Source organism: Caulobacter sp. Root1455 (genome assembly GCF_001426905.1).
In the GTDB taxonomy this organism is placed as follows: Bacteria; Pseudomonadota; Alphaproteobacteria; order Caulobacterales; family Caulobacteraceae; genus Caulobacter.
The window spans coordinates 197,838-222,057 of the sequence record NZ_LMFQ01000012.1 but is presented as its reverse complement, the minus strand read 5'-3'; the positions used below and the strand labels follow the sequence as shown (position 1 = coordinate 222,057).

At 67.7% G+C, this 24,220-nt stretch carries 24 protein-coding genes and 1 other annotated feature; of the genes, 6 read left to right on the top strand and 18 right to left on the bottom strand.

Going from position 1 to position 24,220, the window contains the following annotated elements:
- The first annotated feature begins 63 nt into the window (after nucleotides 1-63).
- Nucleotides 64-777, top strand: a complete 714-nt coding sequence (locus tag ASD21_RS08450; protein ID WP_056439474.1) for an HAD family hydrolase — start codon at nucleotides 64-66, stop codon at nucleotides 775-777.
- Between the two features lie 131 nt (nucleotides 778-908).
- On the opposite strand, the gene ASD21_RS08445 is transcribed toward ASD21_RS08450, so the two are convergent.
- Nucleotides 909-2,024 carry an acyltransferase family protein gene (locus tag ASD21_RS08445; RefSeq protein ID WP_056439471.1) on the bottom strand — a complete coding sequence of 372 codons (1,116 nt, stop codon included), beginning with the start codon at nucleotides 2,022-2,024 and terminating at the stop codon, nucleotides 909-911.
- A 37-nt stretch (nucleotides 2,025-2,061) separates the two neighbouring features.
- Nucleotides 2,062-3,564, bottom strand: coding sequence for a SulP family inorganic anion transporter (locus ASD21_RS08440; RefSeq protein WP_200941409.1), 1,503 nt, complete (start codon nucleotides 3,562-3,564; stop codon nucleotides 2,062-2,064).
- Nucleotides 3,565-3,585: 21 nt separating this feature from the next.
- Nucleotides 3,586-3,638, bottom strand: a sequence feature (sul1 is cis-regulatory element that is thought to sense ions involved in sulfur or methionine metabolism; They are found in Alphaproteobacteria).
- A 100-nt stretch (nucleotides 3,639-3,738) separates the two neighbouring features.
- On the opposite strand from ASD21_RS08440, the gene ASD21_RS08435 reads away from it, so the two are divergent.
- Nucleotides 3,739-4,116: a hypothetical protein gene (locus ASD21_RS08435; RefSeq protein WP_056439470.1), complete on the top strand. Its 378-nt coding sequence runs from the start codon at nucleotides 3,739-3,741 to the stop codon at nucleotides 4,114-4,116.
- 2 nt (nucleotides 4,117-4,118) lie between these two features.
- Here the strand turns inward: ASD21_RS08435 and ASD21_RS08430 are convergent, their stop codons facing one another.
- The 3 genes from ASD21_RS08430 to ASD21_RS08420 all read right to left on the bottom strand — a co-directional run bounded on the left by ASD21_RS08430 (nucleotide 4,119) and on the right by ASD21_RS08420 (nucleotide 7,629).
- A complete protein-coding gene (locus ASD21_RS08430; protein WP_056439467.1) occupies nucleotides 4,119-5,501 on the bottom strand; it encodes a M23 family metallopeptidase in 1,383 nt (460 codons plus the stop codon).
- A gap of 225 nt (nucleotides 5,502-5,726) precedes the next feature.
- Complete coding sequence (ctrA, locus tag ASD21_RS08425) at nucleotides 5,727-6,422, bottom strand: response regulator transcription factor CtrA (protein ID WP_056439464.1); 696 nt, start codon at nucleotides 6,420-6,422, stop codon at nucleotides 5,727-5,729.
- 433 nt (nucleotides 6,423-6,855) lie between these two features.
- Nucleotides 6,856-7,629 (bottom strand): LytTR family DNA-binding domain-containing protein, encoded by a 774-nt coding sequence (locus tag ASD21_RS08420; protein ID WP_056439462.1) that lies wholly within the window; start codon nucleotides 7,627-7,629, stop codon nucleotides 6,856-6,858.
- Between the two features lie 243 nt (nucleotides 7,630-7,872).
- On the opposite strand from ASD21_RS08420, the gene ASD21_RS08415 reads away from it, so the two are divergent.
- The 3 genes from ASD21_RS08415 to ASD21_RS08405 all read left to right on the top strand — a co-directional run bounded on the left by ASD21_RS08415 (nucleotide 7,873) and on the right by ASD21_RS08405 (nucleotide 10,695).
- On the top strand, nucleotides 7,873-8,763 hold the full coding sequence (locus tag ASD21_RS08415; protein WP_235524858.1) for an alpha/beta hydrolase family protein: 891 nt from the start codon (nucleotides 7,873-7,875) through the stop codon (nucleotides 8,761-8,763).
- A 175-nt stretch (nucleotides 8,764-8,938) separates the two neighbouring features.
- Nucleotides 8,939-10,276 carry a flagellar protein export ATPase FliI gene (gene fliI / locus ASD21_RS08410; protein WP_056439456.1) on the top strand — a complete coding sequence of 446 codons (1,338 nt, stop codon included), beginning with the start codon at nucleotides 8,939-8,941 and terminating at the stop codon, nucleotides 10,274-10,276.
- Nucleotides 10,276-10,695 (top strand): hypothetical protein, encoded by a 420-nt coding sequence (locus ASD21_RS08405; protein ID WP_056439453.1) that lies wholly within the window; start codon nucleotides 10,276-10,278, stop codon nucleotides 10,693-10,695. Before fliI ends, ASD21_RS08405 begins: the two co-directional genes overlap by 1 nt.
- 3 nt (nucleotides 10,696-10,698) lie before the next feature.
- On the opposite strand, the gene ASD21_RS23865 is transcribed toward ASD21_RS08405, so the two are convergent.
- The gene (locus tag ASD21_RS23865) at nucleotides 10,699-10,851 is read right to left on the bottom strand and encodes a hypothetical protein (protein ID WP_156390757.1); all 153 of its coding nucleotides are present in this window, start codon (nucleotides 10,849-10,851) and stop codon (nucleotides 10,699-10,701) included.
- Here ASD21_RS23865 and ASD21_RS08400 point away from each other — a divergent pair.
- Complete coding sequence (locus ASD21_RS08400; RefSeq protein ID WP_200941410.1) at nucleotides 10,850-11,893, top strand: endo-1,4-beta-xylanase; 1,044 nt, start codon at nucleotides 10,850-10,852, stop codon at nucleotides 11,891-11,893. The two genes, ASD21_RS23865 and ASD21_RS08400, sit on opposite strands and share 2 nt — an antisense overlap.
- Here ASD21_RS08400 and ASD21_RS08395 read toward each other — a convergent pair.
- The 12 genes from ASD21_RS08395 to ASD21_RS08340 form a co-directional block, all read right to left on the bottom strand.
- Nucleotides 11,890-12,303, bottom strand: a complete 414-nt coding sequence (locus tag ASD21_RS08395; protein ID WP_056439450.1) for a helix-turn-helix domain-containing protein — start codon at nucleotides 12,301-12,303, stop codon at nucleotides 11,890-11,892. The two genes, ASD21_RS08400 and ASD21_RS08395, sit on opposite strands and share 4 nt — an antisense overlap.
- A gap of 124 nt (nucleotides 12,304-12,427) precedes the next feature.
- Nucleotides 12,428-12,826 (bottom strand): DUF4282 domain-containing protein, encoded by a 399-nt coding sequence (locus ASD21_RS08390; protein ID WP_056439448.1) that lies wholly within the window; start codon nucleotides 12,824-12,826, stop codon nucleotides 12,428-12,430.
- 138 nt (nucleotides 12,827-12,964) lie between these two features.
- On the bottom strand, nucleotides 12,965-13,504 hold the full coding sequence (locus ASD21_RS08385; protein WP_056439445.1) for a hypothetical protein: 540 nt from the start codon (nucleotides 13,502-13,504) through the stop codon (nucleotides 12,965-12,967).
- Between the two features lie 151 nt (nucleotides 13,505-13,655).
- The gene (gene flhA, locus ASD21_RS08380; RefSeq protein ID WP_056439442.1) at nucleotides 13,656-15,764 is read right to left on the bottom strand and encodes a flagellar biosynthesis protein FlhA; all 2,109 of its coding nucleotides are present in this window, start codon (nucleotides 15,762-15,764) and stop codon (nucleotides 13,656-13,658) included.
- A gap of 128 nt (nucleotides 15,765-15,892) precedes the next feature.
- On the bottom strand, nucleotides 15,893-17,257 hold the full coding sequence (gene flbD / locus ASD21_RS08375) for a sigma-54-dependent transcriptional regulator FlbD (protein WP_056439439.1): 1,365 nt from the start codon (nucleotides 17,255-17,257) through the stop codon (nucleotides 15,893-15,895).
- An 85-nt stretch (nucleotides 17,258-17,342) separates the two neighbouring features.
- Complete coding sequence (gene fliN, locus ASD21_RS08370) at nucleotides 17,343-17,678, bottom strand: flagellar motor switch protein FliN (RefSeq protein ID WP_035072446.1); 336 nt, start codon at nucleotides 17,676-17,678, stop codon at nucleotides 17,343-17,345.
- A gap of 5 nt (nucleotides 17,679-17,683) precedes the next feature.
- Entirely contained in the window at nucleotides 17,684-18,331 is a 648-nt protein-coding gene (locus tag ASD21_RS08365) for a FliH/SctL family protein (protein ID WP_056439436.1), read from the bottom strand.
- Nucleotides 18,332-18,343: 12 nt separating this feature from the next.
- Nucleotides 18,344-19,360 (bottom strand): flagellar motor switch protein FliG, encoded by a 1,017-nt coding sequence (fliG, locus tag ASD21_RS08360; RefSeq protein WP_056439433.1) that lies wholly within the window; start codon nucleotides 19,358-19,360, stop codon nucleotides 18,344-18,346.
- Nucleotides 19,361-19,363: 3 nt separating this feature from the next.
- Nucleotides 19,364-21,010 (bottom strand): flagellar basal-body MS-ring/collar protein FliF, encoded by a 1,647-nt coding sequence (gene fliF / locus ASD21_RS08355; RefSeq protein ID WP_056439430.1) that lies wholly within the window; start codon nucleotides 21,008-21,010, stop codon nucleotides 19,364-19,366.
- A gap of 247 nt (nucleotides 21,011-21,257) precedes the next feature.
- Nucleotides 21,258-21,539, bottom strand: a complete 282-nt coding sequence (gene sciP / locus ASD21_RS08350; protein WP_056439427.1) for a CtrA inhibitor SciP — start codon at nucleotides 21,537-21,539, stop codon at nucleotides 21,258-21,260.
- A 169-nt stretch (nucleotides 21,540-21,708) separates the two neighbouring features.
- Entirely contained in the window at nucleotides 21,709-23,406 is a 1,698-nt protein-coding gene (flgE, locus tag ASD21_RS08345) for a flagellar hook protein FlgE (protein ID WP_056439424.1), read from the bottom strand.
- A gap of 126 nt (nucleotides 23,407-23,532) precedes the next feature.
- Nucleotides 23,533-24,213 (bottom strand): flagellar hook assembly protein FlgD, encoded by a 681-nt coding sequence (locus ASD21_RS08340; protein WP_056439421.1) that lies wholly within the window; start codon nucleotides 24,211-24,213, stop codon nucleotides 23,533-23,535.
- Nucleotides 24,214-24,220: the final 7 nt, after the last annotated feature.

The following is a 24,220-nucleotide window of genomic DNA, read 5'->3' as shown; positions in this document are numbered from 1 at the left end:
CCTCGAGCCTTTGCCTAGGGCCGCGACGCGGCGTATCACCCGGCCGAGACCGGAGAGCCTTTCATGCCCGTCACCACTGTCGGCCCCGTCACCACCGTTGGTGTCGACGCCGACGACACCCTTTGGCACAACGAGACCATCTTCCGCCTGACCCACAAGCGGTTCGTCGAGCTGCTGGCGCCCTATGGCGACGCCGAACAGATCGACGCCAAGCTGGCCGAGACCGAGAAGCGCAACCTGCGGCTCTACGGCTACGGGGCCAAGGGCTTCACCCTGTCGATGATCGAGACGGCGATGGACCTGACCGACAGCCAGGTCAGCATCGGGGTGATCCGCCAGATCCTGGCGGCCGGCCGCGAGATGCTGACCGAGCCGGTCGAGCCGCTGCCCGGCGTCGAAAAGGCTTTGGCCACGCTGTCGGAACGCTATCGCCTGGTGCTGATCACCAAGGGCGACCTGCTGCACCAGGAGCAGAAGCTGGCCGCCTCGGGCCTGGGCGACCTGTTCGCCGCCGTCGAAATCGTCTCGGAAAAGGACGCCGACACCTATCGCCGGGTCTTCGCCCGCCACGGCTCGGGACCGGAGCGGGCGGTGATGGCCGGCAATTCGGTGAAGTCCGACATCATCCCGGCCCTGGAGGCCGGCGCCTGGGCGGCCCTGATCCCCTACCCGCTGGTCTGGGCCCACGAGGCGGCGACCGCGCCCAAGGACCACGGGCGGTATGTGGAGCTGGGGTCGATCGGGGAGTTGCCGGCGTGGGTGGACAGCCTGAGCTGAAACCCTCTCCCGTGGCGAGAGGGAGGGGCCCGAGCGAAGCTTGGGAGGGTGAGGGGGTTCTGCGTTCGACGGCGTGCCGGCAGAGCGCCCGTGTGAAATCGGTGAGGGTGTAACCCCTCACCCTCCCCCGACTACGCGGCGGGCCCCTCCCTCTCCCTCTGGGAGAGGGTTTTCTTCGCGCCCAACCCCGAGATCCAGTCCCGCGCCGGCCGCTCGAACAGCACCAGCGACAGATAGGCCGCCGGGATCAGCGCCAGCACCCAGAGCAGCACCCACAGCCGCAGGGCATCGCCGTTCAGGTGCAGGCGGGCCACGCCGACCCAGTTGATCCCCATCTTCAGGGCGATGGGATGCAGCAGATAGAGGCTGAAGCTCAGCTGGGCCCACGGCGCCAGGCGGCGGCTGACCCCGCCTTGCGAACCGGCCGCGTCGGCGGCGACCCCGGCCAGGCCCAGGGCGTAGACGATCAGCAGCAGCAGGGTCCGCTCGATCCGGAAGGTCGAGGCGACCAGGAAGACCGCCAGCAGACCCCACATCCAGACCCGCGCGAACGGCAGCCGGCCCAGCGGCGCGCGCAGCTGGAAGGCCAGCATGCCCAGCAGGAAGCCCGGCACGGCGCGCAGCACCCCGAAGTTCCAGGTCCACTGGTGGAAGGGCATCTGGCCGTCCGGGTTCAGCAGCAGGATCACGAAGCTGGCGACCGCGACCAGGGCCGTGACGACCCGCCCGCGCCCGGTGATCCAGAACAGCAGCGGCAGGGCCAAGTACATCCCCATCTCGGCGCTGATCGCCCAGCTGACGAAGTTCCAGGTCTGGGCGTGGCAGACGCGCCAGGCGTGGACGAACAGCACGTTCGGGGCGATGCACGACAGGTCGTAGCGCTTGGGATCGACGTCGCCGCCCCAGCCCATCACCCCGGCCGCCCAGACGCCGACGAACACCAGCATGGTCGCCCAGTGCAGCGGCCCCAGCCGGGCCACCCGCTTCTTCAGGAAGGTCCCGTACTTGTCCCAGCCGGTCAGCCGGCCGGTGTAGATCGCGGCCATGACGTAGCCGGAGATCAGGAAGAACAGGTCCACGATCAGGCTGAAGCCCTTGATCATGTCGTCCGCCACCTGCCAGCGCCCATCCAGGTTGATGTAACGGTTGAAGTGGAAGACCACGATCATCAGCGCCCCGACGATGCGCAGGGCGTCGAGGTGCAGCATCTCGTCGGAATCGGGCTTGAGGGCGGGCAGCGCTTTCATCGCCCAGGGATGGGACGGGCGACGGCGATGGTCAAGCTCAGGCCGAGTGCCCCGCGCCCTCCGGCAGGTGGGTCTTGTCGTGGCGGCCCACCCGCTCGACCAGGGTGGCGGCGGCCTGGTTCATGCCGATGACCTCTACCTCGGCGCCCTGGCGGCGGTAGCGGAACACGACCTTGTCGACCGCCGCGACGGCGGTCAGGTCCCAGAGGTGGGCGCCTGTCAGGTCGATCTCGACCCGGCGCGGCTTGCCGTGAAATTCGAACGCGGCGGCGAACAGGTCGGCCGAGACGAAGAAGATCTGGCCAGTGACCACATAGCGTCGCACCGCCCCTTCTTCCTCTGAGGATGGGCCGGCGTCGATCTCGCGCACGGCTAGCACCTTGCCGACCTTGCGGGCGAAGAAGATCACGCTGAGCACCACGCCCAGAACGACGCCCTTGGACAGGTCGTGGGTGGCCAGCACGGTCAGGGTGACGGCCAACATGACGATCGTGGACTGCGCGGGGGTCGAGCGGATGTTCGTCACCGAACCCCAGTCAAAGGTCTTGATCGACACCATGATCATCACCGCCACCAGGGCGGCCATCGGGATCCGGGCCACCCAGTCGCGCAGCACCAGGATCAGAATCAGCAGGAACAGGCCGGCCCAGAAGGTCGACAACCGCCCGCGTCCGCCGGAGGTGACGTTGATCATCGATTGGCCGATCATCGCGCAGCCGGCCATCCCGCCCAGCAGAGGCGAGACGATGTTGGCGATCCCCTGGCCGCGCGTCTCGCGGTCCTTGTCCGACGGGGTGTCGGTGATGTCGTCCAGCAGGTTGGCGGTCAGCAGGCTCTCCAACAGGCCGACGAAGGCCAGGGTCAGCGAAACCGGGGCGATGAGCCTCAGAGTCTCCCAGGTCAGGGGCACGGCGGGGAGGTGGAACACCGGCAGGGTGGTCGGCAGCTTGCCCATGTCGCCGACGGTGCGGACGTCGACGTGGAAGGCGATCGCCACGGCGCTGAGCGCCAGGATGGCCACGAGGGGCGAGGGCACTGCCTTGGTCAGACGCGGAAACAGATAGATGACCGCAAGGCCCGCTCCGACCATGGCGAAGGTCTGCCAGTTGCCGTGCAGCAGCTGCGGCGTCTGGGCCAGGAAGATCAGGATGCCCAGCGAATTGACGAAGCCGCTCATCACCGACTTCGACACGAACCGCACGTAGCGGCCCAGGCGCAGCACGCCGATCGCCACCTGGATCAGGCCGGTCAGCAGGCTAGCGGCGAACAGGAACTCGATCCCGTGGTCGCGCACCAGGCCGCCCATCAGCAGCGACATCGCCCCCGTGGCGGCCGAGATCATCGCCGGCCGGCCGCCGACCACGGCGATGGTCATGGCGATCACGAACGAGGCGTACAGGCCCACGGCCGGGTCCACGCCCGCGATGAACGAGAAGGCCAGGGCCTCGGGGATCAGGGCCAGGGCCACGACCGTGCCCGACAACAGGTCGGCGCGCGGCTGGCCCAGCCACTCGCGACGTAGGGTGGTCAGGAAGGTCATGGTGTTTGAGCGCGGTCTCTGGAGTTTCCGAGGGATAGGCGCCCGGACGAGCCACCCGGAAGACCGGGTCCGACGAAGGCCGCCCTTGTGCCGTCCAGCCTTCGTTCGGGCAAGGAGGAACTCATATCGGGCTCGACCACTTGGCGTCGTGAAGCTGCGCCCTATGCTGCCGAAATGATCTACGCCTATCTCGCTCTGTCGATCCTATTGGCCGTCGCACTGATCACGCGCCTTGCCTGGCCGCGTCTTGCCCGAACTCTTGGCCGCATCCCGTCGGACGACAAGGCCGCCATCGACCTCTTCCTGGCCAACCGCGACGAAGCGGCGGTGACGATCAAGAAGGAAATCCTGCGCGGCGGCTTCGAGGGACGCTTCGGCGAGGCCAACATCTACGGCGTGCCGAACCGGGGACGCTTCTACGCCGTCCTGGCCTCGGACGCCGACGGGCGGCGATATCGCCACACGTTGGCCGTGGCGGGCGACAGGGGGCGGCATGATTTCACGCTGCTCCAGCAAGGCCCCGAAGGTTATTGGACGCGCGTCCTTCAGTAGCGCTACCGCAGCGTCGGGCCTTTGCCCTTGTCCAGCGAGGCCAGCGCCATCTTCGGCGCCGACGGATCGGCCGGCGCGTCGCCGCCGGCGGCCAGCATCTGGTCGATGTGGTTGCGCTGGGCCTTGAAGCGCGACAGCTCGCCGCCGGCCAGGATCGTGCCCTGGGGCACCTTGGCGCCGATCGGGTTGACCCGCTGACCGTTCAGCCAGACCTCGTAGTGCAGGTGCGGGCCGGTCGCCAGGCCCGTGGAGCCGACATAGGCCACCACCTGGCCCTGGCGCACGCGCACGCCCGGCTTGATGCCCTTGGCGTAGCGCGAGATGTGGCCGTAGCCGGTGTCCCACTGGCCCGAATGGCGGATGCGCAGCCAGTTGCCGTAGCCGCTCCAGCGGCGGGCCTCCAGCACCACGCCGTCGCCGGCCGCCAGGATCGGGGTGCCGGTGCCGGCCCCGAAGTCGACGCCCTTGTGGCCGCGGGTGTAGCCTAGCACCGGGTGCTTGCGCATGCCGAACGTGGAGGTGATGCGGGCGCCGTCGACCGGCGTGCGCAGCAGGAAGCCTTTGATGTTCTTGCCCAGCTCGTCGAAGAACTGCGGCTTGCCGTCCTCGCCCGGCCGTTCGAAGGCGTAGAACTTCTGGCCCTTGACCTCGGCGTATTCCAGGTCGCCGGCCTCGACCGTGCGGCCGCTCTCGGTGACCTTGCGGCCGAACACCAGGCAGAACTTGTCGCCCTCGTGGATGTCGCGCGAGAAGTCGATCTTGTGCGAGAACAGCTTGGCCGCCTGGCTGATCACCGCCGGGGTGCCGCCCACGTCGGCCACGCTCTCGTAGAACGACCCCTTCATCTCGCCGCAGGCGACCTTGGTCTCGTCGGTGACCTTTTCCTCGAGCTCGCGCAGCTTCATCGCGCCGTCGAAGGTGCGCGAGACGGTCAGGGTCGAGGATGGGCTGGTGCGCATCGACAGGCCGATCAGGCGGGCCGAGCCGGCGCGGCCGTTGCGGCGCTCGGCGACAGCGGCCTCGAAAGCCATGCCGGCCTTGATGTTGACGGTGTCGATCGCGCCTTGCAGGGCGGCCACCACCTGATGGGCGTCATTGGGAGCGATGCCGGTGCGCAGCACCGCGCCTTCCAGGGTCTCGCCTGGACGCACCTTGACGGGGATCGATTCCGGACGCTCGAAGCCGGGCTGGGCCTCGGCGCTGGCGAAGGCCGCGTGCTGCAGGGCGGCCAGGGCGCCGGCGTCCAGCGGCGCGCTGACCACCTGCACCGGCGCGTCCAGCGCGGTCAGCTTCCAGCCCAGGCCAAGAGCGGCCAGACCGGCGATCGCGGTGAAGATTTTCGGGGCCAGACGCAAGGTCGGCCGTCTCGGATCGAATTCCTGCATCAAGCCCCCGACTGGTAGCGATGCCGCGTATGTTCAAAATGACACGGCTGGGATGCCCCCCAGCAAACCTCGCGCCGGAAAATGGCGGATGACGCCACCTTCGGGCAAGGACTATTCGGTGCTTCGGGCGATTTGTCACGGACAGGGTTAAGTCCTTGTCCGTAAAAAAGAAAACGCCCGCCTCCTTCGAGGCGGGCGCTCTGATTTCGGGCTTCCAGCCGGCGATTAGGCCGCGGCGACCTGCTCGTTCGGGTCGCGCAGCACGTAGCCGCGACCCCAGACCGTTTCAATGTGGTGCTTGCCCTGGGCCGAGGCCGCCAGCTTCTTGCGCAGCTTGCAGATGAAGACGTCGATGATCTTCAGCTCGGGCTCGTCCATGCCGCCGTACAGGTGGTTGAGGAACATCTCCTTGGTCAGGGTCGTGCCCTTGCGCAGGGAGAGCAGCTCCAGCATCTGGTATTCCTTGCCGGTCAGATGCACGCGGTTGCCGTTCACTTCGACGGTCTTGGCGTCGAGGTTGACGACGATGTCGCCGGTCTTGATCACCGACTGGGCGTGACCCTTCGAACGACGGACCACCGCGTGGATGCGGGCGATCATCTCGTCCTTGTGGAACGGCTTGGTCATGTAGTCGTCGGCGCCGCCCGAGAAGGTCTTGACCTTCGTGTCGATCTCGGCGCTGCCCGAGAGGATCATGATCGGCGTGTTCACCTTCGCCACCCGCAGGGTGCGCAGAACGTCCAGCCCGCTCATGTCCGGCAGATTCAGGTCCAGCAGGATCAGGTCGTAGTCATAGATCTTGCCCAGATCCACGCCCTCTTCGCCAAGATCCGTCGTGTAGACGTTGAAGCCTTCAGACTTCAGCATCAGCTCGATGGTCTGCGCGGTGGCGCTGTCATCCTCGATCAACAGTACGCGCATGCAGCCCTCCCCGCCCTTAGGCGGCAATATTCGACAGCTAGGCGGAATCCGCCGGTGAAACCCGTCCTGCACTCTGCCGGACAGTTAATTTAAGACAGGTTAATGGTGAATGATCTCGTCGAAGAAATGGTTAATCTGATTTGCGAATCGGGCGCAAGCGGTCTGCGACTCATTTGGCGCAATGGTCGCAGGCGCCTGTGGACAGTTCGTCAAGCCGATTCCTTTTGGCCCAGAGGCCCGGAATTGCGGGTCCGTAGAGGCCAGATCGCCCACCCGAAGACGCCTTCAGGCGGCTCGCCATTCATCTTTGAGGCGCGATTGCGGCGTTCTGTCGCGAGAAATTTACAGCCTTGACCGTACGCCCGAAGCCCTGTCGGCGAGCCCGCGCCGCTCAAGGTCCGCGACGTCCGGTCGCGGCGGATTCAGCTCGGACCTAGCCGTCGGATTCCGGCGGCAGCCAGCCGGCTTCCCGAAGCTTGGCCACGGAGGCGCGGGAAACCGGCGCGGTGAGGTCGCCGCGCAGGGTCAGACGCAGGTTGCGGCCGTCGGCGACCACCCCGATCACGGCCGCCCGGGCCACCCACCACGAGCGGTGCACGCGCATCCCCTCCTGGGTCATGCCGGCGATCACCCGCTCGAACGGTCCGGCGACCAGGCGCGAGCCGTTCAGGGTGTGGACCCGCACATAGTGATCCTCCATCCGCAGGCACAGGACCGGACCGGCCTCGGCCTCCCCGGCGGGGCCGGAACGTGTGATCGGCGTCGCAACCGCGGGCTCGCCGACCGGTCCCTGCAGGCGCGGCCGCATCAGCAGATAGGCGCTGACCAGCGGGATCGAGATCGCCAGGCACTGGCTGTACCAGATGAGCGGCGTGAAGCTCGCCAGTTGGGGCCACAGCGCCACCGCTATCCAGGCGACGATCACCGCCTGCACCGCCGCGCCCAGCAGGGCCGCCACCCCCGCCATGAACCACGGCGGCATGCCCAGGCGTCGACCCGCCGCCAGCGACAGCCGCACGATCACGCCGAAGATCGCCGTGCTGATCCAGATGACCCCGATCCAGTAGGCCAGGCGGACGCCGAGCGGACCGTTGAAGAAGCTGCCATACGGGCCAACCACGCCCAGGAACGCGCCCACCCCGGTCGCCACGGCGAAATCGATCGCCCAGTCGCGCGGTGAACCCAGAAGTGCGGCCTTGGAGGTCATGGCTCTCGTATAGCGGCGGTTCGCCGGTTCGCGAACCCGTTCGCCCGTTCGCGCAACAGCACTGGAAGATCGGCGTTCGCCGCGTCATCGCCGGACATCCTTCATTCCAGGAGCTCGCTGATGCGACCACGGTTTTCGATCCTTTCCCTCGTTCTGGCGCTCCTCGCCGTCCTGAGCTTGGCCCCGGCGTCCGCCTTGGCTCGGGCGCCTGGCCCGGCGACCGACGTCGGGTTCCGAGTCGTCATGGCGCCCGACCCGAAGGGGCCGCCGATCACGGTCGGGATCTGGTATCCGACCATGACTCCCGCCACCGCGCCGGAACGCGGCATGGACGACCTGCCCGTGGCCTCCAACGCGCCGATCGTCGGCGACCGCCTGCCGCTGGTGGTGATGTCGCACGGCAACGGCGGCTGGTTCGGCGGCCACTACGACACCGCGATCGCCCTGGCCAAGGCCGGCTTCGTCGTCGCCGCCCTGACCCACACCGGCGACAACTACCAGGACCAAAGCCGCGCCACCGACATGGCCAACCGCCCCCGGCAGCTTCACGTCCTGATCGACTACATGCTGAAGGACTGGGACGATCACGGTCGCCTGGACCCTGACCGCGTCGGCGCCTTCGGGTTCTCGTCCGGCGGTTTCACGGTGCTGACGGCGGCCGGCGGCGAGCTGGACGGAACCCGCATCCAGCCCCATTGCCGGGACTATCCCACCCACTACGACTGCCAGCTGATGCTGCGCGTGTCCCCGCCGCCGGGCGGGCTGGCCAACTGGGTCCACGACGACCGGATCAAGGCCGTGGTCTCGGCCGCCCCCGCCCTCGGTTACGCCTTCAAGGCCGAGACGCTGAAGGGCCTGCGTCAGCCCATCCAACTGTGGCGCGCCGAAGACGACGAGATCCTGCCCGATCCCTTCCACGCGACCGCCGTCCGCGCGTCCCTGCCGAACGCCGACTATCACGTGGTGGCCAAGGCCCGGCATTTCGACTTCCTGACGCCTTGCAACGACTACACGCGCAAGACCCTGGCCTTCCTGTGCAACAGCGATCCCAGCTTCGACCGGGCGGCTTTCCACCGCGATTTCGACGCCTCGGTGACGGCCTTCTTCAAGGCCAATCTGGCGGCCAAGCCCTAACGTCCAGGTCCGCTCATCCCGAAGGCCGGGATGAGCGGAAACGGGGGATGGTCATAAGGACGCAGGCGGCGACGTTAAGGCCAATCCTCAAGAGCCGATTAACCATGTCGGTCTACTTCACTCCCCATTAACGCACGGGGTTCAAAGCTTGACCTCGAGCCGTCGGGAGTTGTGCTTGCGTAGCCTGATCGCCGCCGTCGAACGTATCGATCCGCTGACCGTCTTCGGTCGCGTCGCCGCCGTGAACGGCCTCCTGATCGAGGCGCGCGGCGGCCTGACCCGTCTTGCGGTCGGCGCGCGGGTCGAGATCGAGCGGCTGGGCCTGCCGGTCCTGCCGGCCGAGGTGGTCGGCTTCCGCGAAACCCGCGCCCTGCTGATGCCGTTCGGCCCCGTCGAGGGCGTGGCCCCCGGCGCCGTGATCCGCATCATGCCCGAAGGCGCCGTGGTCCGCCCGACCAAGGCGTGGCTGGGCCGCATCATCAACGCCTTCGGCGAACCGATCGACGGCCTGGGTCCGCTGCCGCAGGGCGAGGTCCCTTACCCCCTGAAGACCGCCCCGCCGCCGGCCCACGCCCGCGGCCGGGTGGGCGAGCGCCTGGACCTGGGCGTGCGGTCGATGAACGTCTTCACCACCACCTGCCGCGGCCAGCGCCTGGGCATCTTCGCCGGCTCGGGCGTGGGCAAGTCGGTGCTGCTGTCGATGCTGGCGAAAGAAGCCACCTGCGACGCCGTCGTGGTCGGCCTGATCGGCGAACGGGGCCGCGAGGTCCGCGAGTTCATCGAGGAGACCCTGGGCGAGGAAGGCCTCAAGCGCGCCATCGTGGTGGTCGCCACCTCGGACGAGCCGGCCCTGACCCGCCGCCAGGCCGCCTACATGACGCTGGCGATCTGCGAGTACCTGCGCGACCAGGATCAAGAAGTCCTCTGCCTGATGGACTCGGTGACCCGCTTCGCCATGGCCCAGCGCGAGATCGGCCTGGCCGCCGGCGAGCCGCCGACCACCAAGGGCTACACCCCCACCGTCTTCACCGAGCTGCCCAAGCTGCTCGAGCGCGCCGGCCCCGGTCCGATCCGCGCCGACGGCACCACCGCCGGCCCGATCACCGCCCTGTTCACGGTGCTGGTTGACGGCGACGACCACAACGAGCCGATCGCCGACGCCACCCGAGGCATCCTAGACGGTCACATCGTCATGGAACGGTCCATCGCCGAGCGCGGGCGCTTTCCGGCGATCAACGTCCTCAAGTCCATCAGCCGGACCATGCCCGGCTGCCAGACCCCGGAAGAGCGCGAGGTCGTCAAGATGGCCCGCCAGACCATGGCCGCCTATTCCAACATGGAAGAGCTGATCCGCATCGGCGCCTATCGCGCCGGGGCCGACCCGGTCATCGACCGCGCCATCCGGCTCAATCCCGCCGTCGAGGCCTTCCTCGGCCAGGACAAGGACGAGGCCACCAGCCTCGACGACAGCTTCGGTTATCTCGCCCACATCTTGCAGAGCGACGCCGCCTAATGACCAAGTGGGCCGACTCCCTGATCCGCATCTCGAACCACGAGGTCGAGACCCTGCAGAAGCGCCTGGCCGAGATCGTCGAGCGTCGCCAGACCGCCGAGATGAAGGTCGCGACCCTGGACGCGCAGTCCGAGCTGGAGGCGATGCAGGCTCAGGGCGACGTCGAGGCCGGCTGGTACATGATCGGCTTCCGCCAGGGCTCGAAAATCCGCCGCGACCAGGCCCTGCTCGAGATCGACCAGATCCTGATCGAAGAGGCCGGCGCCCGCGACGCCCTGGCCCAGGCCTTCGAGAACCTCAAGAAGTACGAGCACGTGGCCGAGGCGGCCAAGGTCGCCAGGACCAAGCTGATCGGCAAGCTGGAGACGGCGGCCCTGGACGAGCTGGGCCTGCGCCGGGCGGCGGTCGGTGGACGGTAGTCTCTACTCCTCACCCGTGAAACGGGGGAGGTGGCGCGATGCGAATACGCATCGTGACGGAGGGGGCGTCCTGCCGACACCTTGCCCTTCCGACGCCCCCTCCACCGCTTCGCGGTCCCCCTCCCCCGTTACGCTTCGCTCCACGGGGGAGGAGATATCCCGTCGCGCCGTCGTCGCCTCGGCCCTCGCCCTGACCGCCTGCGGCCCCAAGACCGCCCAGAGCCAGCCCGCCGACCTGCCGCCGCTGAAGAGCCTCGCGCCGTTCCGGATCGGAAGCTGCGTCCAGGCGCTCCATCTGGACGATCCGGCCCTGACCGCCGTGCTCGCCCGCGAGGCCAGCCAGCTGACCCCCGAGTGGGAAATGAAGATGGAGTACATCGTCCGGCCGGACGGCTCCTTCCGCTTCGACGCTCCGGACCGCATCGCCGCCTTCGCCCGCGCCCACGGCATGGGCCTGCTGGGTCACACCCTGATCTGGTACGCCCAGGTCCCGCCAGCCTTCGAGCGGCTTGACGAGAGCCGCATCGGTTTCGCCGACGCCTATCGCAACTACATCCTGGCCGTCGCGGGCCGCTATGCGGGCCAGGTGGTCGGCTGGGACGTGGTCAACGAGGCGGTGGCCGAGGACGGCGCCGGCTGGCGCGACAGCCTGTGGTCCCGCCGCCTGGGCGACTTCGAGCACATCGCCCTGGCCTATCGCACGGCGCGCGAAGCCGATCCGCACGCGACCCTGCTGCTGAACGACTACAATCTCGAATACAACCCGACCAAGCGCGCCACCTTCCTGAAGCTGGCCGAGCGCCTGCTGGCCTCGGGCGCGCCGCTGACCGGCCTGGGAACCCAGATGCACGTGGCGGCTGACATCGCGCCGGGCCAGATCACCCGGATGATCCGCGACCTGGCCAGCCTGGGCCTGCCGATCCACGTCTCCGAGCTCGACGTCTCGCTGGTCCGGTCGGAAAACAAGCTCCTGTCCGGCGCCGAACTGCGACGCCGCCAGACGGCCGTCTACGCCGAAACCGCCGAGGCCTTCATGGCCCTGCCCGAACGCCAGCGCTTCGCCTTCACCCTGTGGGGCCTGCGCGACCAGGACTCCTGGCTGAAGAAGGAGAACGCGGCCGATGCTCCGGCGCCGTTCGACGACGCCGGACGGCCCAAGACCGGTGCGGCGGCCCTGGCCAGGGCGTTCAGGACCTAGCCCGCGGCCCGCTCCGCCTCGTCGTCCATGCTCAGCGTCTTGGCCAGGGCCAGGATCTGCAGGCGCTGAGCCATCGGCAGCTGCGGCACCAGCGAGGCCAGCTCCACGCCCTCCTTGGTGGCCATGAAGCGAAAGACGGCCTGGGTCCGCGGGTCGCTCTCGCCCGAGTCCTCCAACGACGCCATCCCTTCGAAGAACCAGGCCACCGAGATCTGCAACGTCACGGCCATGCCGTAGAGCTTGGACGCGCTGACGCGATTGGCCCCGCGTTCGTACTTCTGCAGTTGCTGAAAGGTGATGCCCACGCTGTTGGCCAGCTGGGTCTGCGTCAGCCCCATGGCCTTGCGACGCAAACGGATGCGCGCGCCCACGTGGATGTCGACGAGGTGAGGTTCATGATCGGCGGTCAACAGGCGTCTCCGGCAGGAGACTCGACACGCCTCCTGCGGCTTAGACGCCGACAACGACCTCCGCCCTCAAGGCTCGTGGTGAATTTTCGTGGACCGCGCTATTTGGTCACAGAGGACGCGGGGCTCAGTCGAGCGGCTTGGGCGCCTGAGTCGGCGGGCGGGTGACGGCGGCCACGGCGTGGTCGGCGTCGCTGGCCTGGCGCAGGGCGCGCAGATCCTCGCTGATCCGGAAGATGGCGACGTAGAACTCGCAGAAGGCGCGCCACAGCAGCACCATGGCGGCGGCGACCAGCAGGCCCGCGACCAGCACCGGGAAGGCCAGCAGCAGCGACTGGAGACCGGGCTCCTTCAGCGCCAAGCCCACGGCGGCGCCGACCACCGAGAAAGCGAACAGCGCCACGACGCCGAGACCCGCCCAGTAGATCAGGTGAATCACCGGCCCCGTGACGAGACGGTCGAACGTCAGCAGGTCCCAGAACAGACCGCTCGCGCCGCTCGCCTTGGAATTTCTGGCCGGAGCCATCCGACACCCCTCATGTCAGCGGGAGCTCCGCCGGGTACTGGCCCATCGCTAGCAGCGCGAAGCCCGCTCGGCAATGCCGAGCGGGCTTGCGGATCGCCAGAGAACTGTCAGGCGGACGATCGTTGGTTACGTCGCCCGTTACTGGGGCTTGGCGCCGGCCAGGGTGGCGTCGATCTGCGCCTTGGTGGCCGTGGTCTGCAGGCCGCCGGTGGTGGCGGCGCTGAAGCTGGCCTTGGGCAGGGCGAACTTCTTCTCGCCGCTGGTCACGACCACGTTGGTCGAACCGTCGGCGCCCGTCGTGGTGCCGGCGATCGTGCCGACCACGGCGCCCGAAGGATCCTTGACCTCGGAGCCGACCTTCAGGTCCAGGGCAACATTGGCCGAGGACGGGGTGCCCGCCGCGTCGGCGTCAGCCGCCGTGCTGGTGGTGCTGGTCGTGCTGCTGGTGGTCGACTGGGTCGGCGCGCCCGGCAGGGCGCTGGTCGGCGCGGCCGGGGTGGTGGCCGGAGCCGCCGTCGACGGCATCGTCTGAGCCGGCGCGGTGGTCGTGGTGGTCGTCGACGAGGTCGTCGCCGGGGTTTGAGTCGGCTTGGCGGCCGGAGCCGTCGATTGGGCGAAAGCCGCGCCCGTCAGGGAAAGAGTCGCGGCGGCCGCGAACATGGCGATCTTGGTTTTCATCAGTAGCGCTCCGTCGTGAAGGCCCCCGCCTTGCAAACCGAACGCGACCTATCGGCAACGGTTCCGAAATAGTCGGTAACAACCCGTGACCATTTCGGGGCGTTTCCAGGCTTTTTCTGGGCGGAAGCCCTGAGCGCGCCCTGGTCGAAGCCTAGACCATCCCCACGGTGCGCAGGCGCGCGCGCGGATGGATTTCGTTCTGGCTCATCACCACGGTCTGGCCGCGGAAGCGCTCGATGATCGAGCGGACATAGGGCCGCACGCCGGGGCTGGTCAGCAGGACGGCGCTGTCGCCGGCCATGGCGGCCTGGTCGAAGGCGTCGCGCACGCCGCGGATGAAGTCCTGCAGGCGCGAGGGCGCCAGGGCCAGCTGCTTGTCCTCGCCCGGACCCACCAGGGCCTCGGCGAACGCCTGCTCCCACTCGGCCGACAGGGTGATGATCGGCAGCGAGCCGTCCTCGCCGCGGTTGGCCCAGCACAGCTGGCGGCCCAGACGGGCGCGGACCTGCTCGGTCAGCTGGATGACCGAAGCGGTGTGCGGCGCGGCCTCGCCCATGCCTTCCAGGATCTGCGGCAGGTCGCGGATCGAGACCCGTTCCTTGAGCAGGGCCTGCAGCACGCGCTGGATGGTGGCGGCGCTGACCACCGACGGGATCAGGTCGTCGACCAGCTTCTTCTGGCCCTCGGGCAGGTCCTTCAGCAGCTTCTGCACCTCGGCGTAGGAGAGCAGGTCGGCCATGTTCTCCTTGAGGATCTCGGTCAGGTGCGTGGTCAGCACGGTGGCCGGATCGACGATGGTGTAGCCGCGGAAGGTGGCCTCCTCGCGCATGGCTTCCTCGACCCAGGTGGCGGGCAAGCCGAAGGCGGGTTCGCGCACGTGCTCGCCGGGCAGTTCGACCTGGCCGCCGCGCGGGTCCATGGCCATCAGGCAGCCCAGGCGAACCTCGCCGGCCCCGGCCTCCATCTCCTTGATGCGGATCGCGTAGCCCTGGTTGGCCAGGCGCATGTTGTCGAGGATCCTGACCGGCGGCATGACGAAGCCGAACTCGGTGGCAAGGGTCTTGCGCAGGGCGCGGATCTGGTCGGTCAGCTTGCGGCCGTCCAGGTCGTTGATCAGGGTCAGCAGGCCGTAGCCCAGCTCGATCTTGACGTCGTCTATGGCCAGCGAGGCGCTGATCGGCTCCTCTTCGGGCTCGGCGGCGGCCGCGGCGGCCTCCAGGGCGGCGGCGCTCAGCGGCTCCGGCTCCTTGGCCTTGGTGGCGCGGCGATAAGCCAGGTATCCCGAGCCCACCGCAAGCGCGGCGAAGGGGATGATCGGCATGCCCGGGATCAGGGCGATGACGCCGGCCGAGGCCGAGACCATGCCCAGGGCGACCGGGTTCATGGCCAGCTGAGTGGTCAGGGCCTTGTTGGCGCTGCCTTCGACGCCGGCCTTGGACACCACCATGCCGGCCGCGATCGAGATGATCAGGGCCGGGATCTGGCTGACCAGGCCGTCGCCGATGGTCATCAGGGTGTAGGAGGCCGAGGCCTCGCCGAGCGGCATCTTGTGCTGGACGACGCCGATCAGGATGCCGCCGATGATGTTGATCGCGGTGATGATCAGGCCGGCGACCGCGTCGCCCTTCACGAACTTGCTGGCGCCGTCCATGGCTCCGAAGAAGGTGCTTTCCTGCTCCAGGTCCTTGCGGCGCTGCTTGGCGGTGTCCTGGTCGATCAGGCCGGTCGACAGGTCGGCGTCGATGGCCATCTGCTTGCCGGGCATGGCGTCCAGGGTGAAGCGGGCGGCGACTTCGGCGATCCGGCCCGAACCCTTGGTGACGACCATGAAGTTCACCACCACCAGGATGATGAAGACGATCACCCCGATGACGAAATTGCCCTGCATCATCAGGTTGCCGAAGGCGGCGATGACCGCGCCGGCCCCGTGCGAGCCCTCCTGGCCGTGGCCGAGGATCAGGCGCGTGGAGGCCACGTTCAGGCCCAGGCGATAGAGGGTTGCGACCAGCAGGACGGTCGGGAACGAGGTGAATTCCAGCGGCTTCTTGATCAGGATCGCCGTCATCAGGATCAGCACGGCGCCGGTCAGCGAGATGGCCAGCAGCAGGTCCAGCATGATCGCCGGAACCGGGATGATCAGCAGGACGATGATCCCGACGACGCCCAGGGCCAGGCCCATTTCGCCGCGCAGGATCCCTTCCCACAGCGACTTGGCGCTGGGGACCGAGGAGGCGGTCTTGGGGACGGCGGCGTCAGTCATTCAAATCTTCGATCCCGTAGCCTGGCTTTCGGATGGAGCGATTTGCGCGCCGTCACCAGGGTCTTAATCGAAATTAGCCATGTCCGGCGCCGGACCGATGGTCGCGGGCGCCGGTGCACAAGACGGTCCTAGGCCGCGGCCACCCCGCCCTGCGGCGGCGGCACCGAGACGCCCGCGTCGGAATATTCCTTCAGCTTGTTGCGCAGGGTGCGGATCGAGATGCCCAGGATGTTGGCCGCGTGGGTGCGGTTGCCCAGGCAGTGCTCCAGGGTGTCGATGATCAGCTGCTGCTCGACCTCGGCCACCGTCGAGCCGACGAAGGTGCGCGAGACGGCGTCGGCCGCCATCTGGGCGCCGCGGGCCACCGCGACGTCCGGAGCCGGGGCCAGGGGCTGGCCGTCGGGCAGGCGGATGGCGAATTCCTCGATCTCCGCGCCCGGCGACAGCAGCACCGCGCGGTGCATGGCGTTTTCCAGCTCGCGGACGTTGCCCGGCCAGCGGTGGGCGATCAGGCGGCGCTTGGCCTCGGCCGAGATCGGCTTTTCAGCGACGCCGTTGGCGGCCGAGTACTTCTTCACGAAGTGCTCGCACAGGGTGAGCACGTCGCCCGGACGTTCGCGCAGCGGCGGCAGGCGCAGGTTCACGACGTTCAGGCGGTAGAGCAGATCCTCGCGGAACGTCCCGTCCTTCACGGCCTGGACCAGGTCGCGGTTGGAGGTGGCCAGGATGCGGATGTCGACCTTGACCGGTGTGCCGCCGCCGACACGGTCGATCTCGCGTTCCTGGATGGCGCGCAGCAGTTTGGCCTGCAGGCGGGTGTCCATCTCGCTGATTTCGTCCAGCAGCAGGGTGCCGCCGTTGGCTTCCTCGAACTTGCCGACCCGGCGGGCCACGGCGCCGGTGAAGGCGCCCTTCTCGTGGCCGAACAGTTCGCTTTCCAGCAGGTTCTCGGGGATGGCGGCGCAGTTGACGCTGATGAACGGCGCCTTGGCCCGACGCGACTTGGCGTGGACGTAGCGAGCCATCACTTCCTTGCCCGAGCCGCTCTCGCCGGTGATCAGGATCGAGGCTTCCGACGCCGCGACCTGGTCGGCCAGGCGGATGACGCCTTCCATCGCCGGATCGCGGACGATCATCGGTCGGTTGTCGTCGGTGACGGCGGCCAGGACGGCGGCGATCAGCTCGGCGTCCGGCGGCAGCGGGATGAATTCCTTGGCTCCGGCCTTGATCGCCGCGGCGGCCCGCATCGGGTCGGCGTCGACGCCGCAGGCCACCACCGGCACCCGGATCCGCTCGGACTCGTTGGCGGCGATCAGGCCCGCGATGTCGAGCGTGTACTCGACCATCATCAGGTCGGCCCCCTGCCCGGCCCGCAGCGCGTGGGTCGCCGCTTCGCACGTTTCGACGTGCGAGACCTTGGCCCCGGTGTTCATCGCCATTTTCACGGCGACCGAGAGCTGTCCGTTCAGTTTTCCGACGACCAGGAGGCGCATCGTTCTATCTCCGTTGGGGCTGTTTTACCCCGGCAGTTCAACTGGTTAAGCTTTACTCGACGCCCGAAAGCGCCACTTGGGGCGGTTAGCCGGCGGCGTCGCCGTCCTTGATGATTTCCGTCATGGTCACGCCCAGCCGCTCGTCGACGACGACGACCTCGCCGCGCGCCACCAGGCGGTTGTTCACATAGATGTCGATCGCCTCGCCGACCTTGCGGTCGAGTTCGAGGATCGATCCGGCCGACAGCTGCAGCAGCTGGGCCACCGACATGTGGGCCCGGCCCAGCACGGCGGAGATGTTGACGGGGACGTCGAACACCGGCGCCAGGTCGGAGGCGATCTTGTCGCTGAGCTCGACCGGCATCTCGGAGGCCAGCATCGAGCCGCCGAATTCGTCGAGGGTGAGATTGTCTTCGGACATGACGATCAGCTTTCGCTAGCGGGCAGCAGGGGTTCGGCGTGGAGACCCTCGGCCGCGATGGCGGCTTCGAGGGCTTGAGCGACGCGGGCGGCCGCGTCGGTCGGGTCGAAGGCCGCGCGGCCGTCGCCCCAGTCGAGGAGGAAGGCGGCGGCCGGCAGTTGGGCGTCGGCGCGGGCCAGGATCTGGCCGGGAAAGCCGATGGCTTGCGCCGTCTGCTCCAGGGCGGCCTGGGTGCGCTCGACCAGATGCGGCGCGACCCGGACGCTCAGCTTGGGGCTGGCCTCGACCTCGCGGGCCAGGGCGACCAGGGCCGCCTGGGCCGGAGCCTCGGGAAATTGGTCCAGGGCCGCGTCGGCGATGGCCCGGCCGCAGGCCAAGGCCAGCATCGCCGAGCCCTCGCGATGCGCGTGGGCCACCGCGGTCAGGGTCGAGAAGGCGCCGTGGATCGCCTGGCCGATCGTGTTCAGGGCCATGGCGGCCTCGCGCTCGGCCTGGGCGACAGCCGATTGCTCGCCGGCGGCGTAGGCCTCGGCCTTGACGGCCTCCACCTCTTCGGCCGTGAAATTCTTCTTCGCGCGCGGCGGCGCGCTCACGCCGCCGTGGTCGTCGAACACGGTGTCGAAGGTGAAGCGCTTGGGGGTCATGTCGGTCATTCAGCCATCCCCCTAGTAGATCAGTTCGTCTTCGGCGCCGGCGCCGGCCAGCATGATCTCGCCCTTGGCGGCCAGGTCCTTGGCGACCTGCACCATGGCGACCTGGGCCTGGTCGACGTCCTTCAGACGGACCGGACCCATGCTCTCCATGTCCTCGCGCATGATCTTCGAGGCGCGCTCGGACATGTTCGAGAAGAACATCTCGCGCAGCTTGTCCGAGGCCCCCTTCAGGGCCAGGGCCAGCTGTTCCTTGCCGGTGGCGCGCAGCAGGGTCTGGACGCCGCCCGGATCCAGCTTGGCCAGGTCCTCGAACACGAACATCAGGGCGCGGATGCGCTCGGCGGCCTCGCGGTTGCGCTCTTCCAGCGCCGCGATGAAGCGGGCCTCGGTCTGGCGGTCGAAGTTGTTGAAGATCTCGGCCATCATCTCGTGGCTGTCGCGCTTGGACGTGCGCGCCAGGTTCGACATGAATTCGGTGCGCAGGGTCTGCTCGATCTTGTCGAGGATCTCGCGCTGCACCGGCTCCATCCGCAGCATGCGGGTGACGCATTCCAGGGCGAAGTCCTCCGGCAGCGAGGCCAGCACGCGCGCGGCGTGGTCGGACTTCACCTTGGACAGCACCACGGCGACGGTCTGGGGGTATTCGTTCTTCAGATAGTTGGCGAGCACCGCCTCGTTCACGTTGCCCAGCTTGTCCCACATGGTGCGACCCGCGGGACCGCGGATCTCCTCCATCAGCTGGTCGACCTTGTCCTGCGGCATGAACGACGCCAGCAGGCGCTGGGTCTGCTCGTAGGAGCCCATGATCGCGCCGGTCGAGCTCATGCCCGAGACGAACTCGACCAGCAGCTCTTCCACGACCGAGGCCGAGACCGTGCCCAGGCCGGCCATGGCCTGGGAGACTTCCTTGATTTCCTCGTCGTCCAGGGCTTGCCAGATCGCGGTGTGCTCTTCGCCCAGGGCGAGCAGCACGATCGCGGCCTTCTCGGGCCCGGCCAGCTTTTTGACGTCGTTGACGGAGGTCTTCATCACCTACTCCGACTCATGCAGCCAGGAGCGGAGGATCGCGACCGATTCCTCGGGATGCCGGTCGACGAACTCGGAGACGCGCTTGATCGACGAGGCCTTCACCTGGCCTTCGATCTTGGCGATGTCGATGCGCTGGTCCATGTCGCTGCCCGGACCGGCGATCGCCATGGTCTCGCCCATCTGGTCGACGACCACTTCCTGGGTCGTGCCGTCCGACAGCGTGACCATGCGCGTCACCGGGGTCGCCAGCGCCAGGCCCAGCGGGGTCGGCGGCGGGCTCATCAGGCTCTTCAGGAACGGACGGACCGCGAACAGCAGGATCAACAGGGCGACGACGGCCAGCACGGCCAGTTCGGCGAAGCGCATGATGTCGTTCTTGTCCATGCCGTCCAGCAGGCCGGCCTTGCCCAGGCCCTGGTCCTCGGGCTGCGGGAAGCGGACATTGACCACCGAGACCTGGTCGCCGCGCGTGGCGTCGAAGCCGACCGCGGTCTTCACCATCTGCTCCAGCTGGGCCAGTTCGGCGGCGGAGCGCGGGGTGTAGGCGCCCGGCTTGCCGTCCTTGCCCGGAGGGGCGGTGACGCCGTCGATGGCCACCGAGACGTCCTGGCGGATCACCGAGCCGGGCTCCTGGACGGTGGTCTTGGTGCTTTCCGAGATCTCGTAGTTGGTGACGCTCTCGTTGCTGTCCTGCTTGGAGCCCAGGGGCTGGAAGCCGTTCGGGGTCTGGCCCGGGATGTTCTGGGTCGAGGTGACCCCGCCGGTATCGTCGTTCCGGGTCTCGCTGGCGTTGTTGGCGTTGGTGCTTTCCGAGCGGATGACCTGGCCGTCCGGGTCGAACTTGCGCTCCTGGACCGTGACGCGGTTCAGGTCGAGCTTGGCGTTGACGGTGACGCGCGCCTTGCCCGGGCCGAGCACGCCGTCGAGCATTTCCTTGACGGTCTTGGCGACGCGGGCCTCGGCCTCGCTCTTGGCGTCCTGGGCCAGCTTGCCGGCCAGGCTCGCGTCATTGCCGGCGGACAGCGTCTTGCCGTGCTGGTCGATGACATTGACGGCCTCGGGCTTCATGCCGGCGACCGAACCGGCCACCAGGTTCTGGACGGCGCGGACCATGTCGCTCGACGGTTCGCGGCCGGTGCTGATGGTGACGGCGGCGGTCGGCTTGTCGGCGTCTTCCTCGAACAGCTGACGCTTGGGGATCACCAGGTGGACGCGGGCGGCGCGCACGCCGTCCCAGCCCTGGATGGTGCGCTCGAGCTCGCCCTGCAGGGCGCGCTGGCGGTTCAGCTGCTGGACGAAATCGGTCTGGCCCAGCGCGCTGCTGGTGTCGAAAATCTCGTAGCCGACCGAACCGGAGGTCACCAGACCCTTGGTGAAGATCAGCTGGCGGGCGGCGTTGACCTTGTCGCGGGCGACATAGATCGTCGAGCCGTCGCTCTTGGTCTCGTATTTGATGCCGGCGGTGTCGAGCGCCTGGGTGGCGGCGGCGGATTCCTTGGGGTCGACATTGGACAGCAGCAGCTCGTTGGGCTGCTTGCTCATCATCATCATCACGGCGGCGATCACGGCGATCCCGCCGACGACAACGCCCACGAGGGCGGCCAGACGGCCGACGCCAAACCTCTGAATCGCGCTGAGGAACTTATCCAACCGACGCCCTACCCCCTGAACGACGTTCCCGACAGAACGCCAGCCGCTGCGCGCCGAAGCACGCCTTCGCTAGGCAGGATTTACCCAGTGCAAGGTAAACGGGTCGTTTACAAAAGGCCCCTGCAAGGGGAGGCCAGGGGCGCCAAAAGGTCGCGGCCGCGTCCCTGGGGACGCGGCCGCCGATCTGTACAAATTGGGCCGGTCAGGGGTCGAAACCCTTGCGTCCCTACGCTTTGCGTCCCGCGAACTAGCGGTACTGCTGAAGCCGCGTGGTCCGAAGACCCGCCAGGCCGTGGCGTTCGATCGATTGCTGCCAGGCGAGGAATTCCTCGTTGGTCAACTTGTACCGATCGCACGCCTCGTCGAGCGAGAGGAGACCACCGCGGACGGCGGCCACCACCTCGGCCTTGCGCCGGATCACCCAACGCTGGGTTTCCGGAGGCGGCAAGTCGGAGAGAGTCAGCGGCGCGCCGGTCGGACCGATCACGTACTTCTCACCCCGGCTGTTCGTGCGCTGCTGCTGCAACATGGCTTTACGCCTTTCCCACAACCATCACTGTTGGAGAGGAATATACGCACCGGGAAATAACAGGCGCTTAATTCCAATAGTAAAGAAAGACTGAAACACGAGGCTTTCTCCCCACTCCAGTGATGTATCAATGTGACACAGGGTAATTAAGGTCAGTTAAGACCTGTAATTACCGCTTAATGCTCAGAAGCTCTTCTAGCATCTGGTCAGCGGTGGTGATGATCTTCGACGAAGCCGAATAGGCTCTCTGTGTCGTGATCAACCCCGTGAACTCGGTCGAAAGGTCGACCGTCGAAGCTTCCAGCGTGGACGGAGCAATCGAGCCCGCGCCGCCTTGTCCCGGAGTCTTCAAGCTATAGGTGCCGCTTTCATTGGTGACGCGATATGCATTTCCGTTCACCCCCTTCAATCCGTTGGGGTTCGAGAAGGTGGCGATCGCAACCTGTGCGATGCGGCGGGTCACGCCGTTGTCGAAGATCGCCGAAACATAACCTTCGTCGTCGACTTCGATGTTGGTCAGGTTGCCGAAGGCCGTGCCGTTGGTGTTGACCGACTGGACCACCGATTGGCTGTTGTACTGGGTCAGACCGCCGGCGGCGCTGGCCAGGTCGATCTGGATGTCCTGGTTGTCGATGCCCAGGCCGTCGGCCCAGCGCGGCGGAGTCACGGCCGGCGGAGGCAGGTTGGCCACGGTCGGGTCCGACGCGCCGATGTTGATCGCGGTCGGGGTGATGCCGCCGAACAGGTTGCCGACCGAGCTCAGCTTGCCGTCGGTGGTGAAGGTCACCTTGCCCGTGCTGATCAGGCCGTTGGTGTTGTTGTCCAGGTCGCCCGGCTTGGCGCGCAGTTCGGCGAACCACTCGTTGGGGCCCGGGCCCTTCAGCAGCGACAGGGTGACGGTGCGCTGGCCGCCCTTGGAATCCGAAACCGGGATCTGGATCTCGAAGTCCGGCTTGACGCCGGTGGTCGGGTCTTCGGCGTAGTCCGACATCGAGCGGGTCGTCGGATCATAGGCGCCGCTGGCGATGGCGTCGGCCTTGGTGTTCAGGCCCAGCTGGGTCTGGGTCAGGGTGACGGCGGGCGGACCGGCGGCGATCTGCACGTTCGGGGCCGTGCCCGGCAGGGTGGTGGCCGTCAGGAGGCCGGTGGCCGGGTTGTAGGTGTTGACGCCGGTGGCGACGGTGACGCCGGCCTGGCGGATCTCGACGGCGTACTCGTTGCCGTTGCCGGTCGGGCTGTAATAGACCGAGTAGCTGTTGGTCGCGCCGCTGCTGTCGAGCAGGGGGCCCTTGACCGCCACGGCGTTGGCCGCGGCCGAGACGGGCTGCTCGGAGCGCAGGTTGGCGTTGACGCCGACCCGGGTGGTCTTCTCGGCGGTGCCGCCGACCGTGCCGACATTGATCGACGACAGCTGGGTCAGGTCCGACGGATCGGGGGTGATCGTGCCGGTCACCGGATCGGCCAGCCAGCCCTGCAGATAGAGGCCCGCGTCGTTGCGCAGGTAGCCCAGGTTGTCGAGCTGGAACGAGCCGGCGCGGGTGAACGAGCGGCTGTCGGTGGCGGTCAGGCCTTCCGGCTTCTGGGTGCCCACGAAGAAGCCCGAGCCGGCGATCGACAGGTCCAGGTTCGAGGTCGTGGCCTGGGTCAGGCCCTGCTGGCTGACGAACTGGTGGGTCTGGGCCTTCACGCCGCCGGCGCTGTAGGTGGCGTTCTTGCTCTGCGAAGTGACCAGCGTCGAGAAGTTGGCCGAGCTGCGCTTGTAGCCGACCGTGTTGACGTTGGCGATGTTGTCCGAAATCGCGGCCAGGGCCGACGAGTTGGAGATCAGGCCGGAGACCCCGGCGAGCATGGCGCTGTTGATGCTCATGACTGCGATCCTGCGATGAAGTTCAAAAACGAAAGGGTTCGAGGGTTCAGCGCGGTTTGCGTTTGGGTCTCCGAAGAGACCGCGACGGCGTCATTCTGACGCCCGTTCATCGGGTGGTGACGGCCGTTACGTGGTCGTCGAGGGGGCGTTGGTGACGCCGATCACGGAGTCGAGCGGGACCTTGGTGTCGCCGATCCAGACCATGTTGACGCCGCTCTCGTTGGTGACCTTGGTGACGACGCCGTCGACGCGTCCCTTGGCCGTCGTGGTGATGTTCGAACCTTGGGAGTCGGTCGCGGTCACCTTGATGGTGTACTCGCCGCCGGCGGGCTGCTGGGTGCCGTTGGCGCTCTTGCCGTCCCACTTGAAGGTGTGGTCGCCGCCCGACATGTCGTCGGGCAGGACCGTGGCGATCGTGGCGCCGAACTTGTCGATGACCTCGACCTTGACCGCGGTGGCCGAGCGGCTCTGGGTGTAGCTCCAGGTCGCCTCGTTGTTCTTGAGCACCGACTTATCGGTCTCGGCGGTGACCTGCTTGCCCATCAGGTTGACGCCCTCGCTGATGCCGCCGCTGGTGTTCATGCCCACCAGGGCCGTCAGCAGATCGTTGGTGACCAGCTGCTGCTCGACGCCGGTCATCTGGGTGATCTGGCTGGTCATCTGGGTCGTGTCGGTGGGCGCCAGCGGATCCTGGTTCTTCAGCTGGGTGGTCAGCAGCTTCAGGAACGTCTGCTCGTTGTTGGCGAGCGAGTTCCGGGAGTTGTTGATCTTGTCGATGGTGGCGTTGCTGGTCGCGGCGACAGCCATGGCGGTA

Coding starts and splice junctions, on each gene's coding strand:
- ASD21_RS08450 (WP_056439474.1), top strand. CDS start 64: ATGCCCGTCACCACTGTCGGCCCCGTCACCACCGTTGGTGTCGACGCC.
- ASD21_RS08445 (WP_056439471.1), bottom strand. CDS start 2,024: ATGAAAGCGCTGCCCGCCCTCAAGCCCGATTCCGACGAGATGCTGCAC.
- ASD21_RS08440 (WP_200941409.1), bottom strand. CDS start 3,564: ATGACCTTCCTGACCACCCTACGTCGCGAGTGGCTGGGCCAGCCGCGC.
- ASD21_RS08435 (WP_056439470.1), top strand. CDS start 3,739: ATGATCTACGCCTATCTCGCTCTGTCGATCCTATTGGCCGTCGCACTG.
- ASD21_RS08430 (WP_056439467.1), bottom strand. CDS start 5,501: ATGCAGGAATTCGATCCGAGACGGCCGACCTTGCGTCTGGCCCCGAAA.
- ctrA (WP_056439464.1), bottom strand. CDS start 6,422: ATGCGCGTACTGTTGATCGAGGATGACAGCGCCACCGCGCAGACCATC.
- ASD21_RS08420 (WP_056439462.1), bottom strand. CDS start 7,629: ATGACCTCCAAGGCCGCACTTCTGGGTTCACCGCGCGACTGGGCGATC.
- ASD21_RS08415 (WP_235524858.1), top strand. CDS start 7,873: ATGGCGCCCGACCCGAAGGGGCCGCCGATCACGGTCGGGATCTGGTAT.
- ASD21_RS08405 (WP_056439453.1), top strand. CDS start 10,276: ATGACCAAGTGGGCCGACTCCCTGATCCGCATCTCGAACCACGAGGTC.
- ASD21_RS08390 (WP_056439448.1), bottom strand. CDS start 12,826: ATGGCTCCGGCCAGAAATTCCAAGGCGAGCGGCGCGAGCGGTCTGTTC.
- ASD21_RS08385 (WP_056439445.1), bottom strand. CDS start 13,504: ATGAAAACCAAGATCGCCATGTTCGCGGCCGCCGCGACTCTTTCCCTG.
- flhA (WP_056439442.1), bottom strand. CDS start 15,764: ATGACTGACGCCGCCGTCCCCAAGACCGCCTCCTCGGTCCCCAGCGCC.
- flbD (WP_056439439.1), bottom strand. CDS start 17,257: ATGCGCCTCCTGGTCGTCGGAAAACTGAACGGACAGCTCTCGGTCGCC.
- fliN (WP_035072446.1), bottom strand. CDS start 17,678: ATGTCCGAAGACAATCTCACCCTCGACGAATTCGGCGGCTCGATGCTG.
- ASD21_RS08365 (WP_056439436.1), bottom strand. CDS start 18,331: ATGACCGACATGACCCCCAAGCGCTTCACCTTCGACACCGTGTTCGAC.
- fliG (WP_056439433.1), bottom strand. CDS start 19,360: ATGAAGACCTCCGTCAACGACGTCAAAAAGCTGGCCGGGCCCGAGAAG.
- sciP (WP_056439427.1), bottom strand. CDS start 21,539: ATGTTGCAGCAGCAGCGCACGAACAGCCGGGGTGAGAAGTACGTGATC.
- flgE (WP_056439424.1), bottom strand. CDS start 23,406: ATGAGCATCAACAGCGCCATGCTCGCCGGGGTCTCCGGCCTGATCTCC.
- ASD21_RS08340 (WP_056439421.1), bottom strand. CDS start 24,213: ATGGCTGTCGCCGCGACCAGCAACGCCACCATCGACAAGATCAACAAC.